Annotated in this window: 29 protein-coding genes; 4 read left to right on the plus strand and 25 right to left on the minus strand. The window is 54.4% G+C overall.

Annotation, left to right across the window (positions count from 1 at the left end):
• Positions 1-3 precede the first annotated feature (3 nt).
• From ACZ47H_RS05825 to psmA, 20 genes are all read right to left on the minus strand, one after another.
• Positions 4-486, minus strand: coding sequence for an NADH-quinone oxidoreductase subunit J family protein (locus ACZ47H_RS05825; RefSeq protein ID WP_464932755.1), 483 nt, complete (start codon positions 484-486; stop codon positions 4-6).
• Complete coding sequence (nuoI, locus tag ACZ47H_RS05830; protein WP_464932756.1) at positions 483-1,037, minus strand: NADH-quinone oxidoreductase subunit NuoI; 555 nt, start codon at positions 1,035-1,037, stop codon at positions 483-485. The genes ACZ47H_RS05825 and nuoI overlap by 4 nt, the downstream gene beginning before the upstream one ends.
• Before the next feature lie 18 nt (positions 1,038-1,055).
• Positions 1,056-2,081 (minus strand): NADH-quinone oxidoreductase subunit NuoH, encoded by a 1,026-nt coding sequence (nuoH, locus tag ACZ47H_RS05835; protein WP_464932757.1) that lies wholly within the window; start codon positions 2,079-2,081, stop codon positions 1,056-1,058.
• Between the two features lie 15 nt (positions 2,082-2,096).
• On the minus strand, positions 2,097-3,344 hold the full coding sequence (locus tag ACZ47H_RS05840) for an NADH-quinone oxidoreductase subunit D (protein ID WP_464932759.1): 1,248 nt from the start codon (positions 3,342-3,344) through the stop codon (positions 2,097-2,099).
• Between the two features lie 14 nt (positions 3,345-3,358).
• On the minus strand, positions 3,359-3,832 hold the full coding sequence (locus ACZ47H_RS05845) for an NADH-quinone oxidoreductase subunit C (protein ID WP_464932760.1): 474 nt from the start codon (positions 3,830-3,832) through the stop codon (positions 3,359-3,361).
• Positions 3,833-3,834: 2 nt separating this feature from the next.
• A complete protein-coding gene (locus ACZ47H_RS05850) occupies positions 3,835-4,425 on the minus strand; it encodes an NADH-quinone oxidoreductase subunit B (protein ID WP_464932761.1) in 591 nt (196 codons plus the stop codon).
• 6 nt (positions 4,426-4,431) lie between these two features.
• Positions 4,432-4,845, minus strand: a complete 414-nt coding sequence (ndhC, locus tag ACZ47H_RS05855) for an NADH-quinone oxidoreductase subunit A (protein WP_464932762.1) — start codon at positions 4,843-4,845, stop codon at positions 4,432-4,434.
• Between the two features lie 158 nt (positions 4,846-5,003).
• The gene (locus ACZ47H_RS05860) at positions 5,004-7,223 is read right to left on the minus strand and encodes an elongation factor EF-2 (protein WP_464932763.1); all 2,220 of its coding nucleotides are present in this window, start codon (positions 7,221-7,223) and stop codon (positions 5,004-5,006) included.
• 78 nt (positions 7,224-7,301) lie between these two features.
• A complete protein-coding gene (locus tag ACZ47H_RS05865) occupies positions 7,302-8,009 on the minus strand; it encodes an ERCC4 domain-containing protein (RefSeq protein WP_464932764.1) in 708 nt (235 codons plus the stop codon).
• A complete protein-coding gene (locus ACZ47H_RS05870; protein ID WP_464933959.1) occupies positions 8,002-9,042 on the minus strand; it encodes a DHH family phosphoesterase in 1,041 nt (346 codons plus the stop codon). The genes ACZ47H_RS05865 and ACZ47H_RS05870 overlap by 8 nt, the downstream gene beginning before the upstream one ends.
• Positions 8,954-9,256, minus strand: coding sequence for a hypothetical protein (locus tag ACZ47H_RS05875; protein WP_464932765.1), 303 nt, complete (start codon positions 9,254-9,256; stop codon positions 8,954-8,956). The genes ACZ47H_RS05870 and ACZ47H_RS05875 overlap by 89 nt, the downstream gene beginning before the upstream one ends.
• Entirely contained in the window at positions 9,243-9,620 is a 378-nt protein-coding gene (locus ACZ47H_RS05880; RefSeq protein ID WP_464932766.1) for a prefoldin subunit beta, read from the minus strand. Before ACZ47H_RS05880 ends, ACZ47H_RS05875 begins: the two co-directional genes overlap by 14 nt.
• A gap of 45 nt (positions 9,621-9,665) precedes the next feature.
• Complete coding sequence (locus tag ACZ47H_RS05885; RefSeq protein ID WP_464932767.1) at positions 9,666-9,914, minus strand: KEOPS complex subunit Pcc1; 249 nt, start codon at positions 9,912-9,914, stop codon at positions 9,666-9,668.
• Positions 9,911-10,462 (minus strand): Brix domain-containing protein, encoded by a 552-nt coding sequence (locus ACZ47H_RS05890; protein ID WP_464932768.1) that lies wholly within the window; start codon positions 10,460-10,462, stop codon positions 9,911-9,913. Before ACZ47H_RS05890 ends, ACZ47H_RS05885 begins: the two co-directional genes overlap by 4 nt.
• 24 nt (positions 10,463-10,486) lie before the next feature.
• A complete protein-coding gene (locus ACZ47H_RS05895; RefSeq protein WP_464932769.1) occupies positions 10,487-10,750 on the minus strand; it encodes a 50S ribosomal protein L37ae in 264 nt (87 codons plus the stop codon).
• A 16-nt stretch (positions 10,751-10,766) separates the two neighbouring features.
• Positions 10,767-11,621, minus strand: coding sequence for an exosome complex protein Rrp42 (gene rrp42, locus ACZ47H_RS05900; RefSeq protein WP_464932770.1), 855 nt, complete (start codon positions 11,619-11,621; stop codon positions 10,767-10,769).
• Between the two features lie 2 nt (positions 11,622-11,623).
• Complete coding sequence (gene rrp41 / locus ACZ47H_RS05905; RefSeq protein WP_464932771.1) at positions 11,624-12,358, minus strand: exosome complex exonuclease Rrp41; 735 nt, start codon at positions 12,356-12,358, stop codon at positions 11,624-11,626.
• Positions 12,358-13,059 (minus strand): exosome complex RNA-binding protein Rrp4, encoded by a 702-nt coding sequence (rrp4, locus tag ACZ47H_RS05910; RefSeq protein WP_464932772.1) that lies wholly within the window; start codon positions 13,057-13,059, stop codon positions 12,358-12,360. The genes rrp41 and rrp4 overlap by 1 nt, the downstream gene beginning before the upstream one ends.
• Positions 13,059-13,763, minus strand: a complete 705-nt coding sequence (locus tag ACZ47H_RS05915) for a ribosome assembly factor SBDS (RefSeq protein WP_464932773.1) — start codon at positions 13,761-13,763, stop codon at positions 13,059-13,061. The genes rrp4 and ACZ47H_RS05915 overlap by 1 nt, the downstream gene beginning before the upstream one ends.
• Positions 13,764-13,827: 64 nt before the next feature.
• Positions 13,828-14,604 (minus strand): archaeal proteasome endopeptidase complex subunit alpha, encoded by a 777-nt coding sequence (gene psmA / locus ACZ47H_RS05920; protein ID WP_464932774.1) that lies wholly within the window; start codon positions 14,602-14,604, stop codon positions 13,828-13,830.
• A 158-nt stretch (positions 14,605-14,762) separates the two neighbouring features.
• On the opposite strand from psmA, the gene ACZ47H_RS05925 reads away from it, so the two are divergent.
• Positions 14,763-15,248, plus strand: coding sequence for an Rpp14/Pop5 family protein (locus ACZ47H_RS05925; RefSeq protein WP_464932775.1), 486 nt, complete (start codon positions 14,763-14,765; stop codon positions 15,246-15,248).
• A 2-nt stretch (positions 15,249-15,250) separates the two neighbouring features.
• Here the strand turns inward: ACZ47H_RS05925 and ACZ47H_RS05930 are convergent, their stop codons facing one another.
• On the minus strand, positions 15,251-16,474 hold the full coding sequence (locus ACZ47H_RS05930) for a redox-regulated ATPase YchF (protein ID WP_464932776.1): 1,224 nt from the start codon (positions 16,472-16,474) through the stop codon (positions 15,251-15,253).
• A 105-nt stretch (positions 16,475-16,579) separates the two neighbouring features.
• Between ACZ47H_RS05930 and ACZ47H_RS05935 the strand changes: the two genes are divergently transcribed.
• The 3 genes from ACZ47H_RS05935 to ACZ47H_RS05945 all read left to right on the plus strand — a co-directional run bounded on the left by ACZ47H_RS05935 (position 16,580) and on the right by ACZ47H_RS05945 (position 18,395).
• Positions 16,580-17,257 carry a 50S ribosomal protein L15e gene (locus tag ACZ47H_RS05935; RefSeq protein WP_464932777.1) on the plus strand — a complete coding sequence of 226 codons (678 nt, stop codon included), beginning with the start codon at positions 16,580-16,582 and terminating at the stop codon, positions 17,255-17,257.
• Between the two features lie 62 nt (positions 17,258-17,319).
• Positions 17,320-17,763 carry an RNA-binding domain-containing protein gene (locus ACZ47H_RS05940; RefSeq protein ID WP_464932778.1) on the plus strand — a complete coding sequence of 148 codons (444 nt, stop codon included), beginning with the start codon at positions 17,320-17,322 and terminating at the stop codon, positions 17,761-17,763.
• Entirely contained in the window at positions 17,760-18,395 is a 636-nt protein-coding gene (locus ACZ47H_RS05945; RefSeq protein ID WP_464932779.1) for a hypothetical protein, read from the plus strand. Before ACZ47H_RS05940 ends, ACZ47H_RS05945 begins: the two co-directional genes overlap by 4 nt.
• Here the strand turns inward: ACZ47H_RS05945 and ACZ47H_RS05950 are convergent.
• From ACZ47H_RS05950 to ACZ47H_RS05965, 4 genes are read right to left on the minus strand one after another with little or no spacing between them, the layout of a single operon-like run.
• The gene (locus ACZ47H_RS05950; protein ID WP_464932780.1) at positions 18,382-19,899 is read right to left on the minus strand and encodes a radical SAM protein; all 1,518 of its coding nucleotides are present in this window, start codon (positions 19,897-19,899) and stop codon (positions 18,382-18,384) included. The genes ACZ47H_RS05945 and ACZ47H_RS05950 overlap by 14 nt on opposite strands.
• Complete coding sequence (glmU, locus tag ACZ47H_RS05955; RefSeq protein WP_464932781.1) at positions 19,893-21,131, minus strand: bifunctional sugar-1-phosphate nucleotidylyltransferase/acetyltransferase; 1,239 nt, start codon at positions 21,129-21,131, stop codon at positions 19,893-19,895. The genes ACZ47H_RS05950 and glmU overlap by 7 nt, the downstream gene beginning before the upstream one ends.
• On the minus strand, positions 21,061-22,200 hold the full coding sequence (locus ACZ47H_RS05960; RefSeq protein WP_464932782.1) for an SPOUT family RNA methylase: 1,140 nt from the start codon (positions 22,198-22,200) through the stop codon (positions 21,061-21,063). Before ACZ47H_RS05960 ends, glmU begins: the two co-directional genes overlap by 71 nt.
• A 27-nt stretch (positions 22,201-22,227) precedes the next feature.
• Positions 22,228-22,884 (minus strand): 30S ribosomal protein S3ae, encoded by a 657-nt coding sequence (locus ACZ47H_RS05965; protein WP_464932783.1) that lies wholly within the window; start codon positions 22,882-22,884, stop codon positions 22,228-22,230.
• Positions 22,885-22,941 lie beyond the last annotated feature (57 nt).

Below are 22,941 nucleotides of genomic sequence, written 5' to 3' on the forward strand. Positions count from 1 at the left end.
CGATCACCCCCTCCTAGCAATAGATATCGCCTCAACCAGCGTAGCTGCAAGGGCGACGAAGACTAATGCAAGTACCAGTCCATAGCCTGATGCTAGGGTCTCGGATACCCTAGAAACGGGAACTGTGGATGCCCGGGTGAAGGCCTTGTAGAGGCCGCTGCCAACTAATAGTAGGAGGAGCGACGTTGCCACTGCAGAGCCTGCGAAGAAACCCGATGCCTCGTCTCTAGCCTCTTCGCCTCCCCCGCCGAGCATGGAGACGCTTATGATGATGAACATTACGGCTGCTCCAACGTATACTATGATTAGGAAGACTGCTACCAGCGTGTATCCTAGTAGAGCTATGAGCGCTGCGTTGAGGGATCCTAGAAGTGCAAGGGATACGCTAGAGTACACTAGATCCCTATGCCTTACCGTAAAGTATGCTGCCAGTATCATTAAGATGCCTAATATTCCCCCCATTAAGGGAACATACTCCTCTATCACTTCTCCTCACCCCCTTCTTCACGGACTGGGACCTTGACCAGCCCGCGCTCCTCGTCGACAATGTACTTGACCGGTATCCCCTCCTCGGCGGTCTTGTACTCCGGCGGCTTCTGGAAGGATTCTAGGTCGAGGTACATCTCCGCCAGGTTCTCATATACAACATCGTGATACGGTACATGGTACAATGCCTCGGTTGGACATACATCTACACAATACCCGCAGAATATGCATCTTCTATAATCTATAACTGGCCAGTTCTTCACCCTCTGCTTGCCCGTCTTCGGGTCAACCTCGGGTATCCTAACCATCTTCATGGCGGCTGCAGGACAGATCCTAGCGCAGCTGGCGCAGTTAATACACTTCTCCTTCTTGAGTACTATGAAGCCCCTGTATCCTTCACGCAACTTAGCGTACTCCTTCGGATATACTAGAGTGTACCTCTTAGGGTCGAAGAAGTACTTGACCCCTATCATTATAGCCTCAAGGTTACCCTTGAAGGCGTGGAATATTCCTCTCCTAGGCTTCGTCCTTGGAACGGGTTTGGGCGGCACCATAGATCACCTCCTATCCTATATCAACCCCGCATATGCCTCGAGTAGGCCGAGGCCGAAGCCGGCCAGGGCCAATGGGAAAAGTATCTTCCATGCAAAGTCGAGCGCCTGGTCCAGCCTATACCTGCCGTACACTGCTCTGAGGAAGCTGAATATCGCCATTAAGATCGTCGCCTTAACTATAACTACTATTGATGGTATCAGGTAACCGCTAATGAAGCCGGGGCCGGGCTGGTATGGTAGCCATCCTCCTAGGAAGGCCAGCGTTATCAGCAGGGAGTAGACGAACCTCTTGATGTAAGCAGCGCCCATGTTGATCCCGTAGAGTAGGCCCGAGTACTCGGTGTAGGGTCCCGCTACCAGCTCGTTCTCGCTCTCAGGTATCTCGAACGGGAATCCACTGGTCGCCATTAGGACTCCTATGAAGACTGCGAGGAAGGCTATCGGGTTGAGTATTATGAACCACTTCCACCCTGCCTGCGCCTGCACTATGTCGACGAAGTTGTATGACATGGTCATCGCCGATGCAGAGAGTATGGAGAGTATTATCATGAGCTCATACGCAGTGATCATGTAGGCTTCCCTCATACCGCCTATTATGGAGAACTTGTTATTGCTAGCCCATCCCGCCGCGACGAGGAATATCGCGGAGACCGTTGTAAGTGCAAGCGATATGAGGACGCTATACTGCATCGGTATAGGCCACCATCTAGAGATGCTTGTGAAAGGCATTGCCACAACGGGCAGTATGCTTAAGACAAGCGCTGTTAGAGGGGCGAGGATGAATACTCCCTTATCCACTGTTCTCGGTATTATGATCTCCTGGAAAGAGTACCTAACTAGATCAGCGATGAGCTGTATCGCCCCTCCAATCCTTGGAGCTATCTGGAGGGGGCCGAACCTCCTCTGAACTCTCGCCGCCGTCTTCCTCTCGAACCAGAGTATCCCTATGACTACTGCGAGCGGAGCGATAAGACCCAAAACTATAAGCTGCCATATAGGAGGCCATATTATTATCTCAATCAAGGCATGAAGCCATCCCATATCCAACACCCCCTCCTACCTATCACCTTCCGGTGGGAAGTAGTCGATGCTACCATAGATCGTGGGGAGATCCATGACTCTATGGCCTGGGAGGATGTACTTGAATACAATAGCATTCCTAGCTGAGGCTGACACGATCCTCACCCGGTAGGGGGTCTGGCCCCCATCACTCTCCACGTAGTAGGTTATCTCGCCCCTAGCAGTCTCGCCCCTAGCGTAGGACTTCCCCTTGGGAACCTTGAGCATAGCGTATATCGGCATCAGCTTAGCTCTTCCCTCAGCCTCGAACACTTTCTTGTATAAGGGTGGGGCTGTCTTCCAGAACCTTTCGTGTAGTATAGGCTCTCTCGGGTGCTTATCTAGCCAGTCCGCCACCTGCTCTAGTATCCTTAGGCTCTGCTTTATCTCCTCGACCCTCTGCCATACCCTCGCTAGTGCGTCTCCCTCCTGGAAGACTGGTATCTCGAAGTCAAGCTCGTCGTAGACCTCATACGGATCATTGTACCTTGCATCATAGAGGACTCCGCTCGCCCTCAGGTTGGGTCCGGTGATACCTAGCTCGATGGCGAGGTTCCTCGGTATGACTCCCACATCCTCTAGCCTTGTTCTTATTACAGGGTTATCAACGTATATCTTCCTGTACTCTTCGAGCCTCCTCCTCATATACCTTATAGCCTTCCTTAGCTGGTCTGTGAAGCCCGCTGGAACATCCCTCCTAACACCGCCGAAGACTGGGTAGGAGTGAGTTAGCCTCGCTCCCGTCAGCCAGTCGGCTAGCTCGACCCATACCTCTCTGTCCCCGAAGGGCCACATGTACATTGTAGAGTGCCCGACGAATACTCCAAAGATCCCGAACCCGTAGAGGTATGCCGCGATCCTGTCGATCTCGCACAGCAGTACCCTCAGGTACTGGGCCCTTAGAGGCGCTTCAATGCCGAGTAGCTTCTCAACCGCCCTAACGTATGGTAGGGTTATATTGCAGGCGTCGTGAATGGCCATTCTCTCGTAGAGGGGGATCCCTTTAATCCAGGTTCTAACTTCTCCAAGCTTCTCCATTGTCCTGTGCACGTACCCCATGTCGGGGTCTGCCTCTACTATTACGTCTCCATCAATCCTTATGACTATCCTCATGTGACCGGAGCCCGGATGCTGTGGTCCTATAAAGACCTCGTAGAGGTCCTTCCCTATCTTCCTAGTCCAGGCTCCGGGGAGGTTGAGATCGTTGAAGCCCACATTCCCCTTTGTTTGAATGAATCCCGACATCCACTAAACACCCCCTACTGCCTGAATATTGAGTCTTCTTTTACAACGAAATCCTTGCGGAGCGGTCTCTGCTCTGCTACCGGTGGTGAGAGGAGGAGAGGCCTCATGTCAGGGTGGCCCTCAAAGAGTATCCCGAAGCCCTCGTAGACTTCCCTCTCCTGGAAGTCTGCCGACGTCCAGACATAGTAGAGAGATGGAACCTTCACGGTATCCCTGGGTACGCTGTATCCCAGGCCTACTATGTGCTTGGAGAGCTCTAGATCGCCGTAGCTAGATACGTGATAGATTATCTTTATCGTGTTCTCCTTGGGGTAATCGATTGCAGTCACATCCTTGACGTGGTCGAAGCCCATCTCCTTCAACTTCTTCGCGGCCTCAACCACTTTATCCACGGGTACGAATATGTGTACTACTCCCTTACCCTCCTCGACAGACTCTACCATATCGCCTAAGACCGCCTTAATCCTCTCAATAATCTCGCTTGCCACGGCTACCCCCTCCACCAGGCGCAGACGTCTTCCTTCGGCTTAACATACTCCTTATCGGGCCTCCATCCCTCTTCAACGAACTTGCCGGCTACACCCTCCTTCCTAATCTTCCTCTGGAGCTCAATGATAGCCCTAGCAACAGCCTCTGGCCTAGGCGGACAGCCTGGTATGTAGATATCTACAGGTATGATCTCCCATGGCCTCACAATATTGTAGCTGTTGTAGAATATTCCACCGTCAAGAGCACAGGCCCCCATTGCTATGGCGAACTTTGGCTGTGGCATCTGCTCCCAGACTACCCTGACAGCGCACGCCATCTTCTTTGAAACAGTCCCTTCCACTAAGATCATGTTAGTCTGCCTTGCACCAACCCATGGGAGAGCACCATGCTGCTCGTTATCGTACCTTGGACTCCACGCCGCTGCGAACTCGCACCCGCAACAGCTTGTTGTCAAGTGTACTGGCCAGAGAGAGAAGGCTGTCCCCCAGTCAACCAGCTTTCCAAGCCTCAGCTTACCCATGAGCACCTTCCGTGCCTTCTTAGCCGAAACATCGAGATTCCCAACGTAAACCTTGCCCTCTTCCTGTGCCATGAGATTTCACCCCTCCAGCATCCAAGACTCTACTCTCCTAGCCTCCCTGACGGCATAGGCTAGGAGGGGGGCGTACACTGCTATTAATACGCCGTATAGCCATAGGAGGCTGCCGAGAAGAGATCCCGGCACTGCTAGGAGTATGGCGAATATCACTACAGCCGGCTCCACCGCTAGGAAGATTATAAGGTAGCCAAGGTACTGCATTGAAACCCTCCCCCTGGCCTCGGATTTTGGAGGAGGGTTGCCTGCCTCGAACCTCTCATACCTATACTTCTCCTGTGCGACGATGTCTGGTCTCGCCCTTGTGAGACGGTCTAGCAGGACCACTACTGCTGCTAGTATCAGTATGAGTATTACTGGTAGTATTACTAGGCTCGTGGACGCTTTTACCAGTGTGTCAGACAGATACTCTAACATGGTTACCCACCGTGGGGCGATAGCCCCCGTAGAATAGCAGATAGTTCTGTATACATATATATAGTAGTTTCCGACGCCTAGTATGAGAGTCTATACAGGAGCTTTTTAAAGTCCTTGAGAAAATGGTGGGAAGAGTGTTGGAATCCCCATTAAGGGGGCTAGAATCCGATTAAGTCGCTTATCTTTGGCGGGTTCGGAGGCAGACCCTTCCTCTCCCTGATCTTCTTGATGAGATCATTCAGTAGGCTATCGGGTACGGGAGCCCACCTGCTGAACTCGACGCCCCAGAAGGCTCTGCCTGCGGTGGCACTCCTCAGCTCAGCTGCTAGGTCGAAGCTCTCCGATACCGGGACCTCAGCTATAACCCTCGCCGCTAGACCCGCGCTCTGGACTTCGAGTATCCTGCCCCTCTTCCTAGCTATTACGCCTGCTATGGTGCTCACATACTCCATTGGCGTCCTAATATCTAGCTTCTGTAGGGGCTCGAGCAGGGTTGGCTTGCCGTTGAGTATGCCAGCCCATATGGCGTTCCTCACAGCCGGGTAGATCTGTCCCGGTCCCCTGTGGACTGGATCCTCGTGTATCACTGCATCGTGTAGTACTACCTTGATCCCCCTCACCGGCTCTGCTGCTAGGGGTCCCTCCTTGACTGCTAGCCTGAACGCTGCTAGTATGGTGTCCATTACTTCTCTCAGGTGCTGTACACCGCTCGTCTTGTCAACGAATATGTTGAGGCCCTCGTCTATAGCCCAGATCTTCCTGGCCTCATCATAGTCCCATCCAGCCTGGTCCCTCAGGATCCTGGCTCTCTCACGTGGGTCCATGTTCTCAGTAACTACCCCCTTCTGTATTAGTTCCAGGGTCTCCTCGTTGAGTGGGCTCACGCTAATGTAGAACTTGTTGTGCTTGTTGGGGCTCTTGCCCTCGAATATCTGGGATTCCTTTCTTACAGTCTCCCTGTAGACTACTATTGGCGGGCTCGCCTTGACTTCGAGGTTGTATCTCTCCTTTAGGAATGTTAGAGCGATCTCTAGGTGAAGCGGGCCCATACCCGAGATCAAGTACTCCCCGGTCTCCTCATTTATCTTGACAACCAGGTTGGGATCTTCAATGGTCAGCTTTCTAAGCGCCTCTATGAGCTTGGGTAGGTCCTGTACCCTCACTGGTTCAACAGCGATTGTCACAACGGGCTCGCTCACGTATCGCAGCTGCTCGAATGGTGCTGCCTGTTCTAGGACGCTGGGGTCTACTACTGTCTCGCCGGCTCTCACATCTTCAAGGCCCATGACTGCGCCAATGTTGCCTGCGGGTATCTTCTTTGTGATCTCCCTGAAGGGTCCCATGTAGAGGCTTACTTGGAGGATCCTGGCCTTCTTCCCGGCAGTTAGCATGTAGACTTCCTTGCCAGGCTCTAGTGTTCCGGAGAAGACTCTCCCAGTAGCTACTAGCCCTGTCTTCTCAACCCTGACGTCGTTCACGAATAATACTAGTGGACCGTTCGGATCAGCGTTTAGGAGGGCTTTGCCCAGCTCGCTGTTTATGTCTCCCCTCCATATCTTGGGTATCCTGTACCTCTGCGCCTCTCTCGGGTTGGGTACGAACCTAACGACCATGTCCAGCACAGTCTCGTGGACAGGCATTAGCTTAGCGAGGTTGGCGATCTCCTTCTTATCACCGGTCTCATATGCTTTTATGATCTCCTTGAAGGTTATACCCTTCTTCTCCACCATTGGTATGCTGATTCCCCACCTGTCCTTGGCGCTGCCGAACGCAACTGTTCCATCTTGTGGTTTGAGCTTCCACTTTTTCTTGAACTCGTCCTCTCCATAGATGTCTATGAGGTTGTTAACCTCTCTTATGATCTCTATGAACCTCTCCATTATCTTCTCTGGAGGCAGCTTGAGCTCCTTTATGAGACGATCCACCTTGTTTATGAAGAGGAGCGGCCTCACCCTCTCCTCTAGGGCCTGGCGTATTACAGTCTCCGTCTGAGTCATCACTCCCTCTACAGCGTCTACTACAACTATTGCGCCATCCAGAACTCTAAGGCTCCTCGTCACCTTGCCCGAGAAGTCAACGTGGCCTGGGGTGTCGATTAGGTTGATCACGTAGGGTTTACCGTTGTACTCGTGGTACAGGCTTATGTTCGCTGACTTAACGGTTATACCCCTCTGCTTCTCAACGCTCAGGAAGTCTAGAACCAGGGCCTCACCAGCGATCCTATCGCTAATAATGCCTGCGGCAGCGAGTAGGGAGTCGCTGAGCGTGGTCTTCCCATGGTCGACATGCGCTATAATGCCTATGTTCCTTATGTGCTCGATGTTGTTCATTATCTTCTCGATCTCTGAAACCATCTTAACTCTTGCTCCCACTTGCATACACCCCTGTCATTCAACTCCGTTGGTTGAGGGGTTTAGAGTAGGGTTTATAAAATCAGAAGAAGGGTAAAGCTGGGTTCATCCAACGAAGTCTTCGAGGGTCCCTCCCTTCTTCCGCTCCCCGGGCTTGTATGGGGTTTTAAGTATCCTCTTAATCTCCTCCGCCTTCTTCTCTCCAATCCCCGGTATCCTTGAGAGCTCAACGATCCCTGCGTTCACAAACCTCTCGATAGTCCCGAATTCTTCGAGTATCCTTTCGGCAGTCTTGGGTCCTATACCAGGAAATGACTCTACAATATATAACTGCCAGTCTCTGATGGAGGAGAGCCTTGGCTTCTTGTGTAGGACTACCTGTCTCCTCTCGCGAGAGGCTCTCTTCGCAAGCGACTCTATTATCATGGCGGTGTGCCAGGGACCCTCACTATAGATGACCCTAGCGTTGAAGTCTACAACAAGCGTTGTGATAGCCGCAGTCAGCTGCTTTACCCTATTCCTATACCTATAAAGGCGGAGGGGGTTCCCCTCAACCACATATACTACTACCGGGTAATGCTCTGCCAGCCTCTTAGCCTGGTCAAAGAGCCTCCCATCGAAGAGGGAGCGGGCGAAGTCGCCCGCAGACTTTCTCTCAACTGCAATCTGGTCCGAAACTATGTAGTCTCCTAGGCTCAGCTGCTTCACCACAACCATTAGATTAGATGATCGCAGCAGGTCTGGGATGCCACTCTTCTCCTCCCTAACGTCAGCGTAGACTATGACTTTGCTCTTCCAATCATCTTTAGCCACGAGTCTCCCGCCCCCTAACGCATAGCCTAGCAGCCTTACCCTGTAAGCTCCTCGCCAGCTCCTCCGCTATATTAGAGGGGTCCCCTCCCTCCTCTGGCAGGTGGACCATAGCCGCTTGAGCATGGCCTCCTCCCTCTCCCCCAAGCTTCTCGGCTATGAATCGGGCTAGCTCGTCCGCCGCGACCCCACTGGACACCGCCCTCCCAGAGACCCTAACCGAGATCCTCCTGGCTCTACCGCTTCCAGCCACTACCACTACTATATCGGCCCCCACGTCTAGTAGTGCCCTGGCTGCGCTGGACTCGTAGCTTCCAACATGGGTCACTGCCAGTATGAGCTCCTTACAGATCCTCGCTACCCTAGCCCTAGACGCCGCCTTAACCCTTGCATAGCGCTCTGAGAACCCTATCTCCTCGCTGGGGGGCTCGATTATCCTTCCCCCCTGGCTTGAATAGTATGAGGCCGCATCAAACGTGTATGCGCCGATTATCCGGAATCTCCTTGTATCATAGGCTATCCCTGTTAGGCCGGCGGAGGCCTCCTTATCGTTGAGCCTCACCCCAAGTGTAGCGGCTAGTACTCCTATGAGTTCCGACGTAGATGCTGCCTCTGGATCCACTATCGGGAGATCCGCTATCTCCATCAGCCCGCCGGGACTGTGATGATCTACTAGTATGATCTTTGAACCCTCCAGCTTCCCTCCCAGAGCCCCTAGCTGCGCCGGATTCGAGGAGTCCACGACTATGATTAGCCCGGCTCCTTCAGGCTGACAGGGCTCCAGCTCCACACCCAGCTCCTCTAGAATGGCTCGAGCCGCCTTTGAGGGTCCCTCAGGGATATAGTGGCATACCCTTACCCCGTACTCTCTCAGTATCCTTGACGCTACCAGCATAGAGCCGACCGCGTCTGGATCGGCGTTAGAATGACCCGCTACCAGGGCGGTGTCAGCGCTTCTCAGCGCCTCTGCTAGCTCCTTTGCCCACCGCCTTATTGATTTCCGCCTCGAATACCCTCTCTGCCACTGCGATTGCAGCCTCGATCACCTCGTCTAGGATCCCTTTATGGGCTCGGGGCCTTGTTATCGAGATGTCTACTATGAGTCTCACCACTCCCTGAGAGTCGTATATTGTTGATAATTGGAGGTTGTAGTTGAGGGCCCTCGGGCCTAGCGCGTTCTCTATCACTCTGCGGGCTGCTTCTTCCGCCTTTTCAAGGGCCCTCTCTATGACTTCTTCATCCGGCTCCAACAGGGCTTCCACCGGTGCTTCCCAGCATAGCGGCTAATTCCTTGCTGAGCCTCTCTACCTCCTTTTGGAGGCTCTCCTCCTGCTTCTTCAGCGCCATCAGTTTGAGCTCGAGGTTCTCCTTCCTCGACTCGAGGTCTTTGACGAGCGACTGTTTATCGGTCTTTACTAGAACGAAACCCTTCATCCTATAGAGCTCTGTGTCGTCGCCTACATTCTGTAACTCGTCAAGGAGCTTCTCGACATCAGCTAGTTGAGCCTCCAATAGGGCCTTCTCCTGGACAACCCTCGCGAGGAGCTCTCTGGCCTGGAGGAACTTCCTGTACTTGGCCTCTACCTGGGGTGGTATTCTCTCTATCGCGCCCACTACCCCTGTCACCGGGGATTGGGCGGAGTGGGGCGCTATTAAAAGCTAGACCCGGGAAGAGCGCCCGGCACTCCTTATAGCACTATATGCCGAGTGGGCTAGGAGGAGGAAAGAGTTTGATAGTGCTCGGAGGCCCGAGAGGGTCCTCGACTCCACTACGATGACTACACAGTCGTCATCCAGCATTATCTTAACGCTACCCTTCTCGGGGCCCCTAGACTTCTCCTCCGCCTTTAGAGAATTATACACGTGGATAGAGTCCTCGCCTAGGCATAACTTGTACTCGGCGTTCACTCCTCGGGTTCCCCCTTAACCATCCGTTTGGGCTTGGCGAGGCGCAGCCTTGGCCCTACCGGCGACCCTCTAAACCTAAACTCTACCCTCACGACCGAATCAGACTCGGCGGCGAGGACTGCTACGATATCCGTCTCCCTGGGGCGCTCGAAGACTTTAGCGTCGAAGGCTTTTATGAAGGCGTCTGCGAACTCGTTTGAGATCTGGTTACCATCAGTCTCAACTATAATGCGGGAAGGGCTCATCTCTGGAAGGGGCCTTTTAAGCTCTCTAGAGAGCGCTACCCCTTTGACTATGAAGGACACAGTGTTCTCAAGCCCCTCATCTGTAACCTTGTAGATCCTTATTATACTCGGGTTTCCCCTCTTTCCTCCCACCACTACGACCTTGTCAGCCCCGCGGAGGCGTGCTTCCACTGATAACTCTACCATTGAGTAGTGGCCCCGGGTAAACTTCTCTGCCCTGGGGAGGATGGATGCAAGGTCTTTCACTAGAGAACGGATACGTGGAGTGGGCCTCCTGCTAGTAGTTACCAGGATCCCTGTCATCCTTCTCCCACTGATAAAAGTATTTTATTGTTTTATTATATATTTCTTGAAGTATGGCGCTATACCAGACCTTGGAGTATATGCTGCACCAGCCCATACGTTACCACACTTCTTACAAGCCCATATTCCTACCGCAACCCTATATACTGTGCCCGTCCTCCCACAGAATGGGCATGCGTGTGGCGCCTTCTTCCTCTCCAGGATATCCCTAACCCTCTTCCTGACGCTTACACCGTATCTCGGCCCATATGAGCCGACTGGACCCACTATCTTAGTCCTCCTCGCCATCGTTGACCGCCCTCTCTCAGCCTATTTTCACCGGCAACCGATCACCTAGGGCCTCTTGTAGGGATTTAAAATATACACGCGCCGCTCTAGCCCCGATGTCTATCGCTTTCAAGACTTCCTCTCTAGTCATTGAGCCAGGACCCGTCTTTTGTACACCTACAATGTTACCCTCGTGGTCATACGCCACCACTATCCTAGTATCTGCTACGGTTTCCTCGTCCAGGTTTGGGTCAACTATTAGATAGTCCCCGATCTTTGCAATGTTCACCGTGGTTACTAGCTTGTTGATCTTGAGGGGAGTCTTCTTCTCACCCTCTTTAATAATTATCTCGCCGGTCTCTAGCTCCTCGTAGTCTGGGAGCCTTGTATCTATCAGGGCAGCCATCGTCGCCAGCATGCTGGCGTCGAAGAGGTTCCCGTCATAGTTCAACACGTATATGTCTACGTGGACCACCCATACTTTTAGGCCGGGTATTATCACTAGGCTCTTCCTATCAACAGCGTTCGTCTCCCTAATACTCCTATCAATAACTCTAGCCAGCTCTATCGCGTTCTCGTCCGGCGGGCCGGGCTCAAACATAGGCGAGGCTACTGGTACGAACTCTGCGTTCACAGCTACGACTCCCTCATCTGGAGTATCCTTGAAGGGGGAGCCGACATCTACCTTCACGCCTACAAGTACCTTAGTCTTACCCAGCGTTACCTGAGCGGATCCCTCAGCCCTCTCTATTACTCCAGTCTCGATTTTGACAAGTCTTGGAGTGTAGAGGTCCCTCTCCTCAACCCTCAGCCCTTTAGAGATGAGGGATAGGATAGTGGACTTCCTGAGCTCTGGAACTATGGGTACCCTGAATGGAGTTAGGCTCACCACGATCACACCTCCTCTTCAGTGGAGACGTACTCTTCCACTAGGGTTCTCTTCTCGAGCTCGACTAGCTTCTTTATAGCCTCTAGGGCCATGTCTAGCCCCCTCTCAATCTCCTCTCTTGTTAGGACCCCGTTTAGCTGGAATAGTGTTATCTTACCTATATCCGGAGCAGCCGCTACCGGCATATCAGCTTCTCCCGTTCCATCCTCGACCTCGTCTATGTCTAGCACCAGTACTCCTTCAACCTTGCCAACCGCTATCCCTGCTACTAGGGCCTTCATGGGTATCCCTGCGTTCGCGAGGGCGAGTGATGCGGCCGTGACCGCGGCGGTTCTCGTCCCTCCATCTGCCTGGAGTACTTCTAGGAAGATATCGATCGCTGTTCTCGGGAAGTACTTGACCAGTATTATGTCTTCAAAGGCCTCCCTAATCACCTTTGAAAGCTCTATCTCCCTCCTGGAGGGAGCGGGGCTCTTCCTCTCAGCCGTGGAGAAGGGAGCCATATGATACCTAACCCTTAGCAATGCTCGATCCGGGAGGATCATGAACCTCTGAACAGGCTCTCGGGGCCCGTAGACTGCGGCGAGGACCCTAGTCCTGCCGAATTCTACGAGCGCCGACCCGTCTGCATTGTCGAGGACGTTGACCCTCATGGTTACGGGTCTCATCTCCTCAGGTAACCGGCCATCGTGCCGGCGACCGAACTCGTCTATCAGTTTGACTCCAGATGCTTTCGCCATCACTCTACACCCTTCACCTTCTTCAACTCCTCAATATACTCTTGCACTCTAGCAGTCAACCCCACCTTATGGGCTTCCCGCTCGATCATTTTAATCGCGAGCACCAGTATGGATTCCCGCTCCTTATCGGAGCACTTAATGTGTATCCTACCATTAACTGCAGCGAATATCTCGCAGCCGAGCTCCTCCTCTAGCATCGAGATCATGCTCCTCTTCTTCCCTATAACCCTCGGTATCTTCGCCGCCTGTATCTCTACTATCTTCCCCTCGGTTATCTTGCCGAGCCCTTTCTCCTGTACTGTTAAGAGGGGGCTCCTGCTCCTGTCGAATGCTACGACCTTAGCTTTAATGTAGTCCCCCACCGCGAGGTACTGGGTGAGATCGTCTGTTAGAGGGTTATAGGGGCGCCCGAGAAAGTCCTGGGCGTTAAGCACTGCTATGTATGGCGAGTTTATGTCGACCTGCCAGTTCATCACTCCTATCGACTGGATCATTCCTATCACTACATCTCCCGGCTTGGGCACGTAGACTGTTTGGAGGGGGATAAAGTTCGGCTTCTCCCCGTGAGTGTCTAGGATACCCATAACTGTCGCTATGAGGGCTCCTCCCTCCTCGATAACATACGGCTCCCGGACCTCAACACCCTCCGGCAACCGCTCACCGGGTACCACTATTCTCCTGCTCTTAAGCTCTCCGGACACTACTTCACCACCTTAACATCTACCCTAGCCTGTCCCTTGGTGAGACCCTGTATCCTAGAGACCACCTCAACCTGTGAACCAGCGGGGATCTCTAGTTCTGCTACTAGGGTCCCGTCGTGCCTCCAATCAGTTTTAAGCAGATGCCCCAGCCTCTGGAGCTCCCTGTAGATCCTCCCCGAGTACTGGGCTGGTATCTCAGCCCTCACCACCGCCTTAGCCAGCTTTATCGGCATTAAGGTAGCAATCCTGCGCACAGCCTCTACAGCCTGGGTTTCAGCGTCCTTGAAGGGGTCTACCCCTATTCTCAGCTGCTCGAACGCAGTCTCTATCCTAGTCTCTGGTATAGGCTTCCCGGTCTTCGGGTCTATCGCGTTCCTCGCTATGTAGGTTATGATCTGCTTCTTCTTAGCCTCTATCAGCTTCCTCCTCTGCTCCTCCGTCAGCTGGATCTGGCCCTCACGCAGGATCTTCTCAGCTATCCTCCTTGGATCCTCGGTGCCGAATGCACTCTTCACCTCGGCGGGGCTGGCTTTTAACCCCTTCCTCGAGTCCCTGTAGATTGTATCCGTCCATAGTATGTCCTCTATATCGACATTCTCGCCCTCCTTGAACTTGAAGGCCGGGTCGGGTCTAACCAGGATCTCGAACCGCTTCCCCTTTACCTCGATCCAGGCGATGACATAGTCTGGCTTCTTACCTGGCACTAATCGTCCCCCAAGATATACAGGTTTACCATTGAAGGGGTAAAAACTAGAAGGCGGGACCCGGCTACTTCTTCAAAAGCCTATCCTTTAACGCGTTTATCCTCTCCCGTAGCTCCTCCGGGCTCATCTTCTTGAAGACCTTCTCGTCGGCCTTAACATACCCGATCTCTACCAGATTATGGTATTCCTTGAAGAGCTCCTCGGGGGACGGCTTCTCCCCCGCAGTCTCGAGCTTGCTCTTGAATAGGGCTTCGAGCGCCAGGTCTACTATCTCGTCGAAGCTCATATCCTTCCTGTAGTGTTCCTCTAGGAACTGGCTCACGAATGATTCTCCCGACCCGATAGCTACGGCGTAGTAGCTGAAGTACTGGCCTCCCGGATCGGTCTTGAGGAGCCTCACGCTACCGTCGGGGTTGACTCCTCCGAATACTAGTGAGACGCCGAAGGGTCTAACCCCACCGTGCTGAGTGTAGATCTGCTTAATGTCGGATATGGTCTTGGCGACATAGTCTACTGTCGGGGGCTCCCCGTAGAGGAGCCTGTGTCTAACGGCAATTATCCTCGCCTGATCTATGAGCACCCTGCCGTCGCTCCCCATACCGGCGAAGGCTACTCCGATATGATCGTCGACCTTGTATATCTTCTCGATGCTTTCAAGATCTAGGAGCTTGGTCAGCTTCCTCTTCTCGGCCGCTAGGACTACCGCGTCCTTCCCCCTTACCCCTATACTAGTCCATCCCTTCCTGACAGCTTCGAACGCATACCTTACCTGGTATAGGTCGCCTTCGGGCGAGAATATTATCGTCGCTCTATCATACGCTGTCTGGGGTAGCATTGCCATCCTTCCAACACCCTCAATTATCCCAAGGCGATAGAGGGTGTGGAAGGGCTTTAAATAATACAGTTAATGCCCTCCATTACACGACCGATGATGAAGAGACCGACCAGTGACGGAGAGGGTGATCGAAGCTCTTCTCTCCGCTGAGGGGTGAGAATGGCGTGGGCATAGGCTATCTAGTGGCAATAGCGGTGTCGAGCGTCTCCCTACTCGTATCCCTCTATACACTCTACAGGGTGGAATCTCTAGCGCGGAGGATCTCTAGGCTAATCTCAGCCGCCAGTTCTGAGGCTAGGGTGCTCAAGGGGTTTAGGGAGGCTGCGAGCAAGCCCAGGAAAAGGTACATTGTGTTCGAGGTCCAGTCCACTAGAGAATATAGTGAGAAGGAGGTTGCTAAAGCGATCATTGGAGCTGCTAGAGAAGTGCTCGGGGAGACGGGCCTCGTGGACTCAGGCCTCCACCTGATCGCATACTATCCAGAACGAAGGATCGGGATTCTCCGAGTAAGGAACACTTACAAGTATAGAGCCCTCGCCATACTGGGGCTTGTCCGCGATATTCGCGGTGAAAAGGTCAGGCTGGTCCCCCTCTATACCAGCGGCACCCTTAAGAAGGCCTTGAAGAGGGCTGGGGTAAGGAAGAAGTAGCTCTACTTGGCTGCCGCCACTATCTTAACCACATCGTCATCCTGTAGCACGTATGATTCCCCTATCCTCTGCTTCGTCTTAGCGTTTATGGCGTAGAGGAAAGTCCTCCCTAGATCCGTGTGTATCATGTACGCCAGCTCCCTAACAGTCGTCCCCCTCGGGACCAGGAGAGCGTCCGGCAGGATCCTGCCTTCCTTATCGGTAAACTTGTTCGGATCCTCGACAGGATACACTACTATATGGTCGAGGACGTCGAATACAGCCTTATTAATCGCCTGCTGGACACCAGTCGACCCCCACTTCTCCAGCACCCTGTCGACTATTGCTAGAAGCCTCCTGGACTTCTCGTCCAGGGCGCTTTCATCGATTACCGTGTAGGAGCTGTCGCCGGGGATGTACTTGATCACGCCTTTCTTTGAGAGCCTCCTCAATAGGAGCTCGGCTGCAGCACTAGCCGGGACTACGGGGTAGTCGGGGTAGGCTTCCCTAAGCCTCCCAACATTCTCCTCCGCGATTGGGACATCAACCTTGTTCGCTACTATAACGATGGGCTTCGCAATCCTCCTCAGGGTCGCCATAAAGTTCCTGAGCTCATCGCTGGTCCAGCTGGACAGCTTCTTATCAGAGAGCCCAGTCACCTCTAGCGCCTCGACAACGTGTTGCTTTCTAATACTGAGGCCCGAGAGCCTCTGGGCTATGGCGCCTGGGACGTTTAGGACCCCGCTGGTATCCACGGTCCTCGCGAACTTGGACCAGTCTCGCGACACGATAGAGTACATCCACTCGTCTATCTCCACCAGTATCTCCCTTACCTCCTCGACCGGGTCATAGGAGCCCGGCTTCACAGGGACCCCCTCGGGGTCAGTGGCGCCGCTCGCATCCACCACTAGCAACAGCACGTCTGCCTGCCTCAAGTCGTCTAGGAACCTGTTCCCAAGCCCCCTCCCCTCATGGGCCCCCGGCACAAGGCCAGCGACATCCATCATCTTGACAGGTATGAACCTCTCCCCCTCCATACAGATACTGTTCCGGGCGTCGCACTTCGGGAGACCCAGGGAGACGTGGACGCACCTCTTCCTAACATAGGAGACTCCAACGTTAGCCTTGATAGTGACGAATGGCCTATTAGCTATCTCCACAACCGTCTCTGTGGCTGCGGCGAAGAAGGTTGACTTTCCCACATTAGTCTTCCCAACAACGCCTATGAGTATGCGGGATGCCTCCAAGACTCTTAACCCTCCCAGGGAGACCGGGTTGACGGGTGACAGTTTAAAATCCTCGGAGCAACCCCTACCAGTCTCCGGGTAGACGCGGATATAGGGGTGCGATGGATGGCTAAGTCAGTGTATCACTACATCGCCGAGGCTTGGAGGAGGCCCTACGATGGCGAGCACGGCGAGCTGATGAGGCAGAGGCTCATAGAGTGGAGGAGGCAGCCTGCCATAGTAAGGATAGACAGGCCTACCAGGCTGGATAGGGCTAGGAGCCTAGGCTATAAGGCGAAGCAGGGTGTAATAGTAGTCCGTGTTAGGGTTAGAAAGGGTGGTAGGAGGAAGCCTAGGCCCAACAAGGGCCGCAGGCCCAAGAGGATGGGCGTATACGGCTTCGCCCCCGCGAAGAGCATTAGGCTTATAGCTGAGGAGAGGGCTCAGAGGAAGTACCCCAACATGATCGTCTTGAACAGCTACTATGTTGGAGAAGATGGCCTCTACAAGTGGTACGAGGTCATACTGGTAGACCCCAACCACCCAGCGATCAAGTTGGATCCAGAGCTCTCCTGGGTAGCGAGCGGCAAGCACAAGGGGAGGCCCTTCAGGGGCCTAACCAGTGCTGGCAAGAAGATGAGGGGTCTCAGGAAGACTAGGGGCCTGAAGGGAACACACAAGTACAAGTGGAAGAAGAAGATGAAGGAGCGCCTGCTGAAGAAGAGGCATGAGGCGAGCAGAGGGGCGAGGCTGATAGAGCCCGACGAGATAAGGGAGAAGTACCACAAGGGAGACCTGCAGTAAAAAGACCATATCCCTCTCCAACAAACTCCCTCCTAAGAGGAGCATGTGGAGAGTGGTCTCTTTTGGGCGTCAAGACGCTAGAGCTGAGAGCATACGTCCACGCAACCGAGGAGAGGGAGAGAGTCCTAGAGGCCCTAAGGAGGATCCTAGGGGAAGACCTGTGGAGCAGTGCCGAGGTGGTAGAGGAGAAGTATGAGGGGCACTACGGCAACCCGGTTATAGTGGTGACTGCTAGGATTAGGGACCCACAAGCCGCCTCTAAGGCTCTCAAATCAATACTCTCTAGGCTGGGTAAGGGCGACGTCTCCATGCTCCTAGACAGCCTCGAGGAGAGAGTTGATAAGAATGGGACACTATACTTCCGCCTGAGCAAGCAAGACGCATACCTGGGCAGGCTTATACTCTACGAGGCCGACGACGTGGTGCGTATAACTGTAGGTTTCGAGGGCAGGAGGAGAAAGGCCCTCGAAGAATATAGGAAGAGGCTGGAGGAAGCCGGAGAGTGAAGTGCTACATAGACCTCTACACTAGACCCCGTGACGCAGGGTCCCTCCGCGAGATCCTAGAGGCTGCTGGTAGCATGGGTTACTGCCTCGTAGGAGTAGAGTATGCCGGCGACTGGGGGGAGGCTAAGAGGATCTCCAAGGAGGCCGGGGTCGATATCGTTAGAGTAGCTGTTGTTGAGGGGGCTAGTAGAAGGGAGGTCGCCTCCAAGCTCGCCGGGGAGCCTCGAGGCTCCCTCCTCTTCGTGAAAGGGGTTAACCAGGACGTCGCACGCTACTCCAGCTCCAACAAGAAATTCGCAGGCTTCGTAGCAGTCCCTGGGATGGAGAGGCTGGTTGATAGAAGCACCCGCACATTATTCCATGAGAGGGGGTGGGGGCTGGTCCTAGTTCCATTAGACCTCCTTATAATGGGGAGGGGGAGGAGTGTCTGGCGCTACTACTATCTAGTATTGAGGAGGGCATACGCCTACAGGGTCGATCTCGCACTTGTAAGCGCAGCTAGGACTGCGGGGGAGCTATGGCATCCCCTCTCAGCTATAGGTGTAGGCGAGCTCTTCGGGGTCCCGGCGGAATACGCTTCAAGCTGGCTGACCAGCAGCCCTGCTAGGTTGATCGACCTCATGAGGAGATAGCATTCCTGTACGACTCGTACTCGAACCTCAGCATCCTCAAGCTAGCGTAGGGGTGTTCAACGAGCACGTGCCATGGAGGAGTCCACTCCAAGGGCTTCTCTCCCAGGTATTCGTCGAGGTCTAGGCCGAGCAGTCGGGCCACAGTCTTGAAGGAGCCCAGCCTCCCACCCCTCCTAGCCCATTCTACGATAAGCCTACCGACCCGCCTATCCCCACGGGATAGTACGGTTTGGACAACACCCCACCTTGGATCATAGCCTGAGACTCTAGCCCCCCTCATGGAGGCCCTCTTCTTCAGCACCCTAATCCGATCCTCGACGAGCCGCCTCTCTGGAGCGCCCGCCCACTGGAGCGGCGTGACTGGCTTGGGCATGAAGGGGTTCACGGCAACCTTGAGGGTCCCTCCACCCCTGGCCACGATGGTGGAGGCCTCCTCGACTAGACTAACGGTCTCCATGAAGTCCTCCTTGGTTTCCCCGGGGAATCCCACTATTATGTAGAGTTTAACGTTCCTCACTCCCCCCTCCAATGCTTCATTGATCGCTGCAAGGGTTCCCTCCACTCCTATGCACTTGTTGATCGCTCTCCCCAGCCTGCAACTCCCCGTCTCGGGGGCTATGGTTATGGTCCTTTGGCCTCCAGCCGCTATCAGCTCAGCCCGCTCCCGGGTTAGAGTCTCAGCCCTTATACTCGGCACCGACACCTCCAATCCCTTGGTGACCGCGTACTCGAGGATCCTCTCGGCGTGGGGGGAGTCGAAGAAGGCTAGACTGTAGAAGCTAACCTTACCCACACCAGAGTATTCTATGCCCTCGTCTAGGAGTCCCCTGAGCCTGGTGTAGGACCTGTCCCGTTTGGGCCTGAAGATCATGCCCTCCATGCAGAACCTGCATCCCCGGGCGCATCCACGTGTCGTCTCGAGCATGAAGGCCCTGCCCCAAACGGGCTCTACGTCCTTGGGGATCCTCTGGTCCACAGGATACCATGCGTCGTCGAGGCTTGGAGCGTAGACTCTCCTCGCCCTCTCCTTGTATTCCGGTGCTAGTATTCCTTCTACCCCCGAGAGCTTGGCTAGTATCTTCTCCCTGGAGTCGTACTGGAGTGCTTCTACTATCTCCTCGAGGACCGGCTCCGCCTCCCCCACCAGTATGAGGTCGAGTATATCTAGTAGCGGGGCCGGGTTCGCTGTTACGGCGGGGCCGCCGGCGAGTATTAGGGGTCCCTCCCTCCTATCCCTCCTCCAGACCGGTATTCCAAGTATGTCCAGGGCTTGCACAAGGTCCTTATAGAGTATCTCGTAGGGTAGGCTTGTGAGTATCAACTTGGCCCTGGAAGGGTGGGGAGACTCCTTCTCAGCAACCACCCCGTTATCCTCGAGGAAGTACACCGCTATCCTCGCGCCCAGCTCTGCCAGGTAGCCTCGGAGGAGGTGGAAGGCTAGGCTCGAGTAAGCGACCCTCCTGTCTCCGAGGTAGAGTAGTGCTATGTCGGGGGACTCTAGCACTTAAGGACACCGCCTCTCTCAACGTCCCTCTTCACAGTGCATCCCGGGTAGATTAGGGCGTGGGAGCCTATCTTCACCCCGGGATATATTGATACGTTTATACCGGTTTGGGCGTAGCCTCCTATTACAGCTCCCAGCTTCCTCCTTCCAGTATCCACTCTCTTCCCCTTCACCGTCATCTTCACGGTGCCCTTGTCGAAGCGCAGATTTGCAGTAACAGTGCCCGCGCCGAGGTTAACGTGCTCTCCAACTATGCTGTCGCCAACATAGCTTAGGTGCGGGGCCTTCGCCCCCTCGAATAGTATTGAAGCCTTAACTTCCGTGGAGTGGCCAGCCTTGCTGTCCCTCAACATGACAGTCCAGGGCCTGATATAGGCGTGGGGCCCAACCTCGGCGCCCGCCCCTATATATGCGGGGCCCACTACTAGAGTGTAGGGCTTAATCCTCGCCCCCTCCTCCACGATCACGGGCCCCTCTAGGTGAGCGTGGGGGGAGACTTCTCCCTCAATACTCCTACCCGTCTTCAACAGCTCCTCGAGCCTGTGCCTTGAGGCATCGAGCAGGTCCCAGGGCCTGCCGATATCCATCCATACCTCTCCATCAGGGACCCTAACTATCCCTACAGTGTAGTCCATGGCCATAGCGGTGAGGGCGTCGGTCGCCTCATACTCCCCCCGGGGGGATAATGGTAGTTCTTGGAAGTATTTGGCGTGTTCACTGGATATCTTGATCATGCCTGCAAATATGAGGTTGCTGGGCTCTTTTCCAGGCTCCGGCTTCTCAACGATCCCCGCGAATCCCTCGTCTCGTACAACTATGACTCCGTACTCCCAGGGCTTATCGGTCGAGTATGCCAGTATAGAGGGTGCCTCTGCCCCTGACACAGCCTTGTATACTCCTTCCCCAACGTAGGTGTCGGAGTATACTACTAGTATCTCGTCTCCCTCAACCCTCTCGAGCCCGACCCTTATCGCGTGACCCGTCCCCAGCTCTCCACCCTGATCCACTACCTCCGCCTCGACTCCTATCTCCGACAGGTACTGCTCGAGCTTCTCCTTCATGTAGGATGATACAATGACGATCTCGTCTGGGTGATAGTATTTTGCGGCGAGCCTGAGGTGCCTGGAGAGGAGGGTCTCGTTGACTACGGGTATTAGGGGCTTAGGCCTCGTCTCTGTGATGGGCCTCAGCCTCTCCCCCTTCCCCGCCGCTAGTACTAGGAGGCTCTTCAACTTCCAGCCCTCCGAGCCTATCGTGGAGTAGGGTGGCGAAGGCTATTAACGCGGACGCTACAGCGTACTCGGTTGAGAGGGTTACGCCCGGCGCTATATCGACTACTAGGTCCGCGTACCGGTATACTCCCAGCGGGATCCCCTCCCGGGACCCTGCTAGGACGTTTATCCTCCTCCCACTCCTGATTAGCTCCCAGAGCTGGTCAGCCACCTTCGAGACGGGCTCCCCCTCTGGTTCCAGGACTATTATGACCTCGTTCCTCCTCTCCCTCACGAGCTGGTGGAGGTCCTGCACGTATACGGGGACCCTCCTAGCTCCTCTATGATAGCTCTTCAACTGTATCCTATACCTAGACTCTATCCCCTCCCGCAGCCCGTTTAGGAACTCTGCCAGCTGCCACGTGTTGACTCTGCCCGTGGGTGCCACAACGAGCTCTCTTACCTCGAAGTTCTGGACCTCCCTCCCGATCCTTACACCCATCTTCCTGCAAGCCTCTAGTGGGCCCAGGTAGGGCATCTGTACTATACTGAGCCTCCTGAATAGTCTTGTGACGTCGTTCTTGCCGGGCCTCATCTTCCTCCATTCTATCGTACCGGGCTGTATCGAGATCAACGCTTTATCCTGTATTATCTCGACCATAACGATCTTGTCGGGGCGGGTGAGGTTTACACATGCACCTGTAGCACGCCTAACCCTGTCGCCAACGATCACGTTCACGTCGATACTGGTATAATTGTGCCTCCCCCTCCGCACTGTTCTCACGGCGAAGCACTCCTCTCTACTAATACGCTCCCTTGCAAGCCTTGCAGCCTCCTCGGCTATCTTCTCCGGGTCAGCCTCAACCACTGATTCCACGGGTATGATCCTGTCAGCCTCTACGATCCTCTCCCCTATAGCTTCCTCCTCTCCACCCTTGCACCCGTATACGAGGACTAGCCCCTTGAAGCCCCTGGGGAGGGGCTCTGCTCTTAGCCAGGGGAACTCTTCCTCGATCCTAGCCGCTGCTATCTTCTCCATGCCTAGGCTTGTCTTGACTAGGATGCAGGGTTTTGGGTTGGGGGAGGACAATATGGGTGTTCCCTCGCGTTAAAATCGCTAGGTAGCCTTCAGCTGGAGGGGCGAGACAACTACGGCCTTCTGCGGGCCCTCGGGTCCGGGGATCCAGAGGAGCTTGGACTTGGCTATCTCAACCTTCCTTATAGCGTAGATCTTCCTCGCCGCCTCATCGATCTCCTGGGCCAGGCTTCCCTCCTGGTCGCTGAAGACCATTGCCTGTATGAACTCGTCTAGGGTGCTCTCAGCCGCGCGCTTCTCGATGATCTCCTTCATCCTCTTCCTTATCAGCTTCTTCTGGCTAGTCTTGCACCTGTACCTGGTGAATACCATGCTGGTGACTCTCAGCCCGTAGCCGTCCTTGGTCCATACATCAAATATGCCTGTAATCTTGCTGCTCTTCCTACGGGTGAGGCTCCTTATATAGTCCCTGAGGAGCTCGTGGCCCTTGAACCTCGTGTAGGCGGTGTCTCCCTCCACCCTTACTATCTGGAAGTATAGTTTTATGTGGACGTGGGCGTAGTCGCCTGTTATGTCGAAGAGTGTTACCTCCATTACTCTCCCGATCAGCTTGTCCGGATCATCCGCAGGCGTCGTCCCCAGCGGGGCCTCGCCGAAGACTGGGGGTGCTACGACGTTATACCATTTCTTTAGCCTCCACGTGTCGCCAGAGGGCCTTCCACGCCTCCTTCTAGCCATTACTCATCCACCGCTACCCTTCCTAGGATGGTGCTCTCGGCCGAGTTTAAAGGTGTT

It is taken from the genome of Thermodiscus maritimus, assembly GCF_055382595.1.